The organism is Arthrobacter sp. Y3225116 (assembly GCF_059091245.1).
Genome location: NZ_JBNHGL010000102.1, coordinates 1 through 9,879 on the forward strand (window position 1 = coordinate 1; position 9,879 = coordinate 9,879).

Annotated in this window: 8 protein-coding genes and 1 pseudogene; all 9 read left to right on the forward strand. The window is 68.9% G+C overall.

The window, feature by feature from the left end; all coding sequences use genetic code 11:
* The coding region (mshD, locus tag AC5RV2_RS10660; RefSeq protein WP_494092305.1) for a mycothiol synthase at nucleotides 1-569 on the forward strand (569 nt) is incomplete at its 5' end.
* Nucleotides 570-628: 59 nt separating this feature from the next.
* Nucleotides 629-2,851, forward strand: a complete 2,223-nt coding sequence (locus AC5RV2_RS10665) for an RNA degradosome polyphosphate kinase (protein ID WP_494092306.1) — start codon at nucleotides 629-631, stop codon at nucleotides 2,849-2,851.
* Complete coding sequence (locus AC5RV2_RS10670) at nucleotides 2,851-3,810, forward strand: NUDIX hydrolase (protein WP_494064763.1); 960 nt, start codon at nucleotides 2,851-2,853, stop codon at nucleotides 3,808-3,810. The genes AC5RV2_RS10665 and AC5RV2_RS10670 overlap by 1 nt, the downstream gene beginning before the upstream one ends.
* Before the next feature lie 101 nt (nucleotides 3,811-3,911).
* The gene (locus tag AC5RV2_RS10675) at nucleotides 3,912-5,714 is read left to right on the forward strand and encodes a hypothetical protein (protein ID WP_494092307.1); all 1,803 of its coding nucleotides are present in this window, start codon (nucleotides 3,912-3,914) and stop codon (nucleotides 5,712-5,714) included.
* Nucleotides 5,711-6,118, forward strand: a complete 408-nt coding sequence (locus tag AC5RV2_RS10680) for a GntR family transcriptional regulator (RefSeq protein ID WP_494092308.1) — start codon at nucleotides 5,711-5,713, stop codon at nucleotides 6,116-6,118. Before AC5RV2_RS10675 ends, AC5RV2_RS10680 begins: the two co-directional genes overlap by 4 nt.
* A 97-nt stretch (nucleotides 6,119-6,215) precedes the next feature.
* Nucleotides 6,216-6,977 (forward strand): thymidylate synthase, encoded by a 762-nt coding sequence (locus tag AC5RV2_RS10685; protein WP_494092309.1) that lies wholly within the window; start codon nucleotides 6,216-6,218, stop codon nucleotides 6,975-6,977.
* A gap of 98 nt (nucleotides 6,978-7,075) precedes the next feature.
* Nucleotides 7,076-7,603 (forward strand): dihydrofolate reductase, encoded by a 528-nt coding sequence (locus tag AC5RV2_RS10690; protein ID WP_494092310.1) that lies wholly within the window; start codon nucleotides 7,076-7,078, stop codon nucleotides 7,601-7,603.
* Between the two features lie 134 nt (nucleotides 7,604-7,737).
* On the forward strand, nucleotides 7,738-8,883 hold the full coding sequence (gene asd, locus AC5RV2_RS10695; protein ID WP_494064767.1) for an aspartate-semialdehyde dehydrogenase: 1,146 nt from the start codon (nucleotides 7,738-7,740) through the stop codon (nucleotides 8,881-8,883).
* A gap of 388 nt (nucleotides 8,884-9,271) precedes the next feature.
* Nucleotides 9,272-9,879 (forward strand): annotated as a pseudogene (locus AC5RV2_RS10700) (hypothetical protein); the annotation flags it as partial.

The window sequence follows — 9,879 nt, forward strand, 5'->3', positions numbered from 1 at the left end:
GCTTCGGTTTCGCCCCGGTCCGGGAGCTGTGGCGGATGCGCCTGACCCACCCGACCGGATTGCCCGCCGCCGACTTGCCGCCCGGCGTGGCCATCCGTTCCTTCGTGCCCGGCAGGGACGAGGAGGCGTGGCTGGCCGCCAACGCCGCGGCCTTCGCCGACCACCCCGAGCAGGGCGCGATGACGCTCTCCGACCTGAAGGCGCGGATGGCCGAGGACTGGTTCGACCCGGCCGGCTTCCTGCTGGCCGAGCGCGAGGACGGCGGCGGCCTGGTGGGGTTCCACTGGACCAAGGTCCACCCGCGCTCCGGCAGCCACCCGTCCATCGGCGAAGTGTACGTCGTGGGCGTCACGCCGCAGGCGCAGGGCACCGGGCTGGGCAAGGCGCTGACCATCGCCGGCATCAAGCACCTGCAGGACGCCGGCGAGCACGCCATCATGCTCTACGTCGACGCGGACAACGAGCCCGCCGTCGGGCTTTACCGCAAGTTGGGTTTCACCCGCTGGGATGCGGATGTGATGTACGCACCGCGGGAGCAGGCCGGCGGGCAACAGTCGGTAACCTTATAGCTACCGGACGCCTCTACGATGAGGTGAGTCCGGCCCGCCCCAACGCCCCAGGAGAGAGCATGGTCATCGAACCCGAAACCGCAGCCATTCCCCGGCTGGGTTCCTCGGAAATGGTCCCTGCCCGCGCCACCCAGGACCGCATCGACATTCCCGAGTTCGCGCCCTCGCTGGCGCCCGACGGGGACTTCACGCTGGAACGCTTCCTGGACCGGGAAATCAGCTGGCTGGACTTCAACGCACGGGTCTTGGAACTGGCCGAGGACGAAGACCTCTACCTGCTGGAGCGGCTGAACTTCCTCTCCATCTTCGCCTCCAACCTGGACGAATTCTTCATGGTCCGGGTGGCGGGCCTGAAGCGCCGGATCGCCACCGGGCTGGCCGTGCCGTCCGCCGCCGGGCTCTCCCCGATCGAGCAGCTCGAACAAATCAAGGTCGCCGCGCACAAGCTGCAGCAGCGCCACGCCCGGATCTTCGCCGAGCAGATCCGCCCGGCGCTGGCCTACGAACACATCCACATCGTGCGCTGGGACGAACTGGACGAGGCGGCGCGGACCGAACTGTCCGTGATGTTCCGGGAGCGGGTGTTCCCGATCCTGACGCCGCTGGCCGTGGACCCGGCCCACCCCTTCCCCTACATCTCGGGGCTCTCGCTGAACCTGGCCGTGATCGTGCGCAACCCGGTGAGCGAGAAGGAACTCTTTGCCCGCCTCAAGGTCCCGGACCAGCTCTCGCGGCTGATCCCCGTCGACGGCCCCCGCGCCGGCTCGATCCCCGGCCGCACGGCCCGGTTCATCACCCTGGAAGACGTCATCGCCCAGCACCTGGACCTGCTCTTCCAGGGCATGGAAGTGCTGGAGCACCACACCTTCCGTGTGACCCGCAACGAGGACCTGGAAGTCGAAGAGGACGACGCCGAGAACCTGCTTCAGGCGCTGGAAAAGGAACTGCTGCGCCGCCGGTTCGGGCCGCCCGTGCGGCTGGAAGTGGCCACGGACATCAACCCCAGCGTGCGCGAACTGCTGGTGCGCGAACTCGGCGTCGAGGAATCCGAGGTGTACGCGCTGCCCGCGCCGCTGGACCTGCGCGGGCTGGAGGCGATCTACCAGATCGACCGGCCGGACATGAAGTATCCGAAGCAGCTGGCGCACACCAGCCGCCACCTGAACGAAAGCGAAACGTCCAAGGCGGCGAACGTCTTCGCGGCCATGCGCCGGCGCGACATCCTGCTGCACCACCCGTACGACTCGTTCTCCACCTCCGTGCAGGCCTTTTTGGAGCAGGCCGCCGCCGACCCGAAGGTGCAGGCGATCAAGCAGACGCTGTACCGGACCTCGGGCGATTCGCCGATCGTGGACGCGCTGATCGACGCCGCCGAGGCCGGCAAGCAGGTGCTGGCGCTGGTGGAGATCAAGGCCCGGTTCGACGAGCAGGCCAACATCGACTGGGCGCGGAAACTGGAACAGGCCGGCGTCCACGTGGTCTACGGCATCGTGGGCCTGAAGACGCACTGTAAGCTCTCGCTCGTGGTCCGCCAGGAAGGCGACGGGCTGCGCCGCTACTGCCACATCGGCACAGGCAACTACCACCCGCGCACCGCCCGCTACTACGAGGACCTGGGCCTGCTGACGGCGAACTACCAGGTGGGCGAGGACCTGTCCAAGCTGTTCAACCAGCTCTCCGGCTACGCCCCGAAGTCCACGTTCAAGCGGCTGCTGGTTGCACCCCGGTCGGTGCGCTCCGGCCTGATCGACCGCATCGAGAAGGAGATCGCCAACAGCAAGGCCGGCCGAGCCGCCCGCGTGGTGATTAAGGTGAACTCGATGGTGGACGAGGCCGTCATCGACTCGCTCTACCGCGCCTCGCAGGCCGGCGTGCGGGTGGACGTGATTGTCCGCGGGATCTGCGCGGTGCGGCCGGGCGTCCCGGGGCTGAGCGAAAACATCCGGGTCCGTTCCGTCCTCGGCCGCTTCCTGGAGCATTCGCGCGTGTTCGGCTTCGCCAACGGCGGCGAACCGGTGGTTTACATCGGTTCCGCCGACATGATGCACCGCAACCTCGACCGCCGCGTGGAGACGCTGGTGCAACTGAACTCCCGCGAGGACATCAACGACCTGCTGGCCGTGATGGACCGCTACGTGGACCCCGGCACCGCCAGCTGGCACCTGGACAGCGACGGCGCGTGGACCAGGCACCACAAGGACGACGACGGCAACCCGCTCTCGGATATCCAGTCCTGGCTGCTCGCCTCCCGCTCCCGCCAGCGCACCGTCACCCGCCGCTGATGACGCAGAGCAAGACCAGCGACGCCGGCGCTCCCCCGGGCGTCAGGATCACCGCCGCCGGGGCTTTGTGCTGGCGCGTCCGCCAGGGCCGGCTGGAAGTGCTGCTGATCCACCGGCCGCGCTACGACGACTGGTCCTGGCCCAAGGGCAAGCTGGACCGGGGCGAAACCACCCCCGAGTGCGCGGTCCGCGAGGTCCACGAGGAAATCGGCGTGCAGGTGCGGCTGGGCATCCCGCTGCCCACCATCCGCTACCGGGTCAACGCCGGACTCAAGCAGGTGGTGTACTGGGCCGCCAAGCTGGAAAAACAGGACCCCGTGCCCGACGGCGAGGAGGTGGACCGCGTGCTGTGGTGTCCGCCCGCCACGGCCCGTGAACTTTTGACCAACCGTTCGGACGTGGAACCGCTGGACGCGTTGGAGGCCGCGCATCAGCGGAACGAACTCGATACCTATCCGTTCGTCGTCGTCCGCCATGCCAAGGCCAAACCGCGGTCCGCGTGGTCGCAGGCCGAGGGCGAGCGCCCGCTGGTGGCCACGGGGCGGCGGCAGGCGCTGGCGGTGTGCCGGATGCTGTCCGCCTGGAAACCCAAGCGGATCGTCTCGAGCCCCTGGCTGCGCTGCGTCCAGACCGTCACCCCGTACGTGCTGCACACCCAGACCAAGCTGCGGACCGTCGAGGCCATCACCGAGCACAACAACGAGCGCAACCCGAAGAAGGCCCGGGCCGCCCTCATCCAGATGCTCGACAAGGGCAAGCCCACCGCCGTCTGCAGCCACCGGCCGGTGCTGCCGAACCTGTTTCAGGTGCTGGCGGACCGGATGGATCCCGAACTCGCCGCGCAGCTGCCCACGGACGATCCCTACCTGCGGCCGGGAGCCGTGCTGGTCTGCCACATCGCCAAGCACCGGGGCGGGCGGATCGTCGCGCTCGAAATCCTCGACGCCTACGACGACTAGCGGCACCTGACGAGTGCTCGTGCCGCCCGGCAACCCCCACCCTTGACCCGTGGCCGCTTTGTATCAAATACTTGAGCCATTGATACAGCACGAGGGGGATCGTGGACCTACTGACCAGCACCATCACCGGCCTGCTGTTCGGCGCCGTCATCATCTACGGCGTGCTGCGGATCATCGCGGGCCGCAGCGACGCCGCGCCCGACACCACCCGTGACGCCGCCCGGATGCATGCGTTCTGGACGGCCCTCATCGCGTTCTTCGCCAGCGGGCTGTCTGCGGCCTCGAAGGTCGGCGACATTCCGGCCGCCTACTACGCCGGACATACACCGGCGCCTTCCTGGCTGGCGGACCTGCTGACCGTCCTGGTGCCGCTGATCAGCTTGGCCGGAATCTACATCATCGGCCAATACACCTGGCCCAAGCCCCGCGGCAGGGTCCGCCGCGCCGACATCACTATCCGGCGCATCCGCGACTACATCCCCTCGGCGCTGCTCTCAGTCATGATTGCGGCGGCCGTGCTGGCCGTGATCGCGGCGATCGCCGTCCGGGAGTTGCCGGGCATCGAAGGATTCAGCGGTTCCCAATCCGTCGCCGGTGTTGAGGTCTCCGGCGAGCACGACGGCCGCCAGCCCGGCAGCTACTTTGCGCCGATCCTGCTGATCGGCATCCTGACGCTCGCGGCCGGCGTCGCCACAGCGACGGCGGTCATCGTGTGCAGACGCTCCGTGGACTCGCTCAACCGCGGGGACAACGACATCTTGCGGTGCATCCTCATCAATCGATTGTTCCGCACGGCCACCTTGCTCTTCGCCTCGCTCGGCACCATGGCAGTCAGCTTCGCCAATCACCAGGCGCCGGCCCTCATCCTCGACGGACCGGCACCGGCCACCGGCTGGGAACCCGCCCAGCAGCTGGCAGGCTGGCTCACGGTCACGCTGATGATCGCCATGGCCCTGTGGCGCCCTCCCCTGCTGGCCCCCGACGGCACTCCGGGCCGTCCGGTCATCTACCGCGGCAGCTACGCCGCGGGGCAGGAGATCACGGGGTCCACGCATACTGTCGCGATGGTCTTCACCGCAGTTGCACTGGTTGCTGTCGGTGGGTGGGCCGGTTTCGCGGTCCAGCCGGCCACCGTCTCCGACGACGGGAACCCCCTCTTCCCTGCTTCGCCCTTATTATTGCTGCCTCTGGCGTTTGCCGTGCCGGTGGCCGTGTTTTTGGCCGGTGTCGCAGCCGGGGAAGTTCGGCTCTGGCGCGGCCACACCAGATCGTCCGGGCAAGCCACGTCCGGCTCGCCCTCTTACGACCGAATGGTGCCTGCGGCCCGGCTGGTTCCGCGCCCGCTCCTTGCCGCCGTTGCCGCCGGCGCGGTGCTGCTGGCCGTCGCCATCGGCTTCAATGCCGCCGCCCCGGGCCGACAGCCCGACCTGCTGGCGGCCTTCGCCGTGGCCGGTCTTGCCCTGCTCTTGCTCGGCGCAGCGGCCGTCCTGTTGGTGCACCGCCGTCCCCGGCTATTCGAGGCAACCCCGGAAGCGGACAACTTGCTCCGCTGCGTATCCGGCTTCCGCGTTGCGCGGATGACCGCCGCCGGACTGTTCGCCCTGACCGCCCAACTGCTCAACGCACATCCGGCGGCCTGGGGCTGGTTCCTGGACGGCGGCATCTCGTTCTACCTCCACCAGCTTTCTCCCGGCCTGCATACGGCGCTCCGCATCACCACGGCCGTGCTCTACCTGGCCGCCATCGTGCTGGCGCTTCTACCGGGAGCATCGCGACCGCGCCGTTCGATGGCCAGCTATATCGGCCACCCCGTCACGCAGCACTCCGGCAACGCCGTCGGCGGGCCTCCCGGCCTCGGCCGGGACCGCGACGAGTCCGCCGTCCACCAGGACCGCACACCGTGAGCACCCAGATCCGGGTGGACCTGGCGGCACCGACTCCGCCGTACGAACAGATCCGCAGCCAGGTTGCCTCGCTCATCGCCGTCGGCACGTTGGTTGCCGGACAACGCCTGCCCCCGGTGCGCAGCCTGGCCGCAGACCTGGGTGTGGCCGCCGGCACCGTGGCCCGTGCGTACAAGGAGCTTGAGGCCGCGGGCCTGCTCGTCAGCCGCCGGCGTCATGGCACTACCGTGGCTGACACGGCAGCCGCCAGGCACCAAATCGCAGCGGGTTCCGCCGAGGTGGGCCTCGCCGTCGTACATTTGGTGCGCGCTGCCCGGGACGCGGGACTGGACGATGAGACGGTCCTGAACCTGGTGCGCGGCCAGCTGCGGCGCCCGCGCGGGCTGGCACCGGACGCACCGTGAGCCTGCCATCCGTCGGCAGCCGCCGCAGCACCCCTCAACTACACTGGACGCTGTGAACGCGATTCCCACCCCGTACGAGGACCTGCTGCGCGACGTCATGGCCAACGGCACGGCCAAATCCGACCGCACCGGCACCGGCACCCGCAGCGTCTTCGGCCGCCAGCTCCGTTACGACCTGGCCCAGGGTTTCCCGCTGATCACCACCAAGCGCGTGCACTTCAAGTCCCTGGCGCTGGAGCTGCTGTGGTTCCTCCGCGGCGACTCCAACGTGAAATGGCTGCAGGAACGCGGGGTCAAGATCTGGAACGAATGGGCGGACGCCGACGGCGAGCTCGGCCCGGTCTACGGGGTGCAGTGGCGGTCCTGGCCCACGCCCGACGGCGGACACATCGACCAGATCGCCCAGCTGGTCGAGGACCTGAAGAACAATCCGGACTCGCGCCGGCACATCGTCTCCGCGTGGAACGTGGCCGAGATCAAGAACATGGCCTTGCCGCCGTGCCACGCGTTCTTCCAGTTCTACGTGGCGGACGGCAGGCTGTCCTGCCAGCTGTACCAGCGCAGCGCCGACATGTTCCTGGGCGTGCCCTTCAACATCGCCTCCTACGCGCTGCTCACCCTGATGCTGGCCCAGCAGGTGGGCCTGGAGCCGGGCGACTTCGTGTGGACCGGCGGCGACGTGCACGTCTACGACGACCACGTGGACCAGGTCCGCGAGCAGTTGTCGCGCGAGCCCTACCCCTACCCCACGCTCAACATCCTGCGGAAGCCGGAGACCATTTTCGACTACTCGCTGGAGGACTTCGAGGTGGCCGGCTACCAGCACCACCCGGCCATTAAGGCACCGGTGGCCGTATGAGCGCCGACCACCTGGCCGCGCGCCCGTACCCGGACAACGTCGCCGACGCCGTGCTCGGGGCCGGACGGTCCGGGGCTCCCTCCGCTCCGGTGGTCGGCATGATCTGGGCCCAGACCAGCAACGGCGTGATCGGGCGCGACGGCGGCATGCCCTGGCACCTGCCGGAGGACCTGGCACACTTCAAGCGGACCACGCTGAACCACCCGGTGATCATGGGGCGCAAGACCTGGGAGTCCTTCCCCGACAAGTACCGGCCGCTGCCGGGGCGCACCAACATCGTGGTCAGCCGGCGGCCGGAACTGCGCGGGCAGCTGGCCGCGGCGGGCGCCGTCGTCGTCGAAACCATCGAGGACGCGCTGGCGGAGGCGGCGGCTAGCCCGGGCGGCGACCAAATCTGGATCCTGGGCGGCGGCGAGATCTTCAACCTCGCCCGGCAGCACGCGAACGCGGCCTCGGTGACGGTCATCGACATGGAGACGGACGGCGACACCTTCGCGCCGCAGCTCGGCCCCGAGTGGACGTTCGAGGGCGCCACCCCCACCGAGGACTGGCACACTGCGGCCAACGGCACCCGCTACCGCATCTCGCTCTGGGTCCGCGGCCCGGAAGTGGGCCCGGCCGAATAAGGCCCGGCTTGGGCATGCCCGGCGAGGGTCACGCCGCACGGTGGGCACCGTCGTCGTACGTGTGATGCATCCTTTTCCGCCGGTGCTGCGTAGCTCACAGCGCCCAAATTGACCCGGCCGGTAAAATGGAATGCATGACTTCCCCTGCAGCCACTTCATCTGCCCAGTCCGTCGGCCTGATCGGTTGGCGCGGCATGGTCGGCTCCGTCCTCATGCAGCGCATGCAGGATGAAGGCGACTTCGACCTCATCAACCCCGTGTTTTTCTCCACGTCGAACGCTGGCGGCGACGCCCCGTCCTTCGCCGCGGGTGCGGGCAAGCTGCAGGACGCATACGACATCGAGACGCTGGCAAAGCTGCCGATCATCCTGACGGCGCAGGGCGGCGACTACACCGCCGAGGTGTACCCGAAGCTGCGCGACGCCGGCTGGGACGGCCTGTGGATCGACGCGGCGTCCACGCTGCGGATGCAGGACAGCTCCATCATTGTGCTGGACCCGGTGAACCGCGACGTGATCGACGCCGGCCTGGCGCGGGGCGTGAAGGAATTCATCGGCGGCAACTGCACCGTCTCCTGCATGCTCATGGGCCTGGGCGGGCTGTTCAAGAACGGCCTCGTCGAGTGGGGCACGTCCATGACCTACCAGGCGGCCTCCGGCGGCGGCGCCCGGCACATGCGCGAACTGCTAAACCAGTTCGGTACGCTGAACGCCGCGGTGGCCGACGAGCTGGCGCAGCCCGCTTCTGCCATCTTGGAGATCGACCGCAAGATCTTGGCCCAGCAGCGCAGCCCCGAACTGGATGCCTCCCAGTTCGGCGTGCCGCTGGCCGGTTCCGTTATCCCGTGGATCGACAAGGACCTGGGCAACGGACAGTCCAAGGAAGAATGGAAAGCCCCCGCCGAGACCAACAAGATCCTGGGCTTGAGCGACGACAAGCGGATCCCGTTCGACGGGCTGTGCGTCCGCATCGGTGCCATGCGGTCGCACTCGCAGGCCCTGACGTTGAAGCTCACCGAGGACCTGCCGGTGGCCGAAATCGAGCGGATCATCGACGCCGACAACGAGTGGTCCCGCGTGGTTCCCAACACCAAGGAAGCCACCATGGAGCACCTGACGCCGGTGGCGGCCAGCGGCACGCTCGAGATCCCGGTAGGCCGTATCCGCAAGCTGGAGATGGGTCCCGAGTACATCAGCGCCTTCACCGTGGGCGACCAGCTCCTGTGGGGCGCGGCGGAACCGTTGCGCCGCATGCTGCGCATCGCCACCGGCAACCTCTAGGGCTTGCCGGTCGGCAGGAGTGCCGGCGGAGGCCATGAGCCATGAGGAGCCCGTCCCTTTGGGGCGGGCTCCTGCTGTTGTAGGGGCGGGGTCCCGCTGCTGGCAGGGACGCTTTTCCGGCGGCGCAGGCTGCCCATGGAAGTCCCGCTACGCCGTATCCTGAGCTGTCCACATCAGGACACTATGCAGGGGACCCCGTCCTCCCCCGGCAGGTGATGGCTTTGCGTCGAATCGTTCGCCTCCCGACTGGTCCTGCACCGGCATGGACGGTTCCGCGTTCAGCCGTCCGCCTGATGAGTTGTCCTCCACAGGCAGGTGTCGTGGGCAGGTTATGCACTTTCCTCGAAGACCCGTTCTACCCCGGGTGTGGGCTGCGTAGCGTTGAAGCATGGCAGCGGAACCGTTCGACGAGGCACAGGAGCCGGAGGATCACTCCGGCACCCCTGCCGCGCCCGACGATGGTTCCGCGCCCGAGGATGGTTTCGCCGAGCCGGTACCGGTGCGGCGGGGGTGGGCGGACGATTGGCAGGAGCTGGGACCGGCGGAACTGGCCGGCCTGCTCGCCGGCACCGACCCCGCGGCCTTGGACGACTGGTCGACCCTCGACTACCTCCAGGCGGTGCGCAAGCACGAGGCCTGGACCCAGTCCCGCAGGCTGCGGGCCGTGCACCGCCTAGCGGTACTCCGCCCGGCCTCCGGGCCCGACGCCGGGGCGCCGGACGGGATCTGCCGGCACGCCGCGCACGAGCTGGCACCCATCCTGGCCCTTCCCCGCCAATGCGCTGCCGCGGAACTGGCCGACGCACACCAGATCGCCACCTGCCTGCCCGCCACCCTCGCGGCCCTCGACAACGGCGACCTCGACCTGGCCCGGGCCACCGCCATCGCCCGCAAAGGCGCCGACCTGCCGCCCGAGGTCCTGGCCGGCTACGAGGCCCGCGTTGTTCCCGGCGCCGGGACCATCACGCTGGAATACGTCCAGGCCCGGGCCCGCAC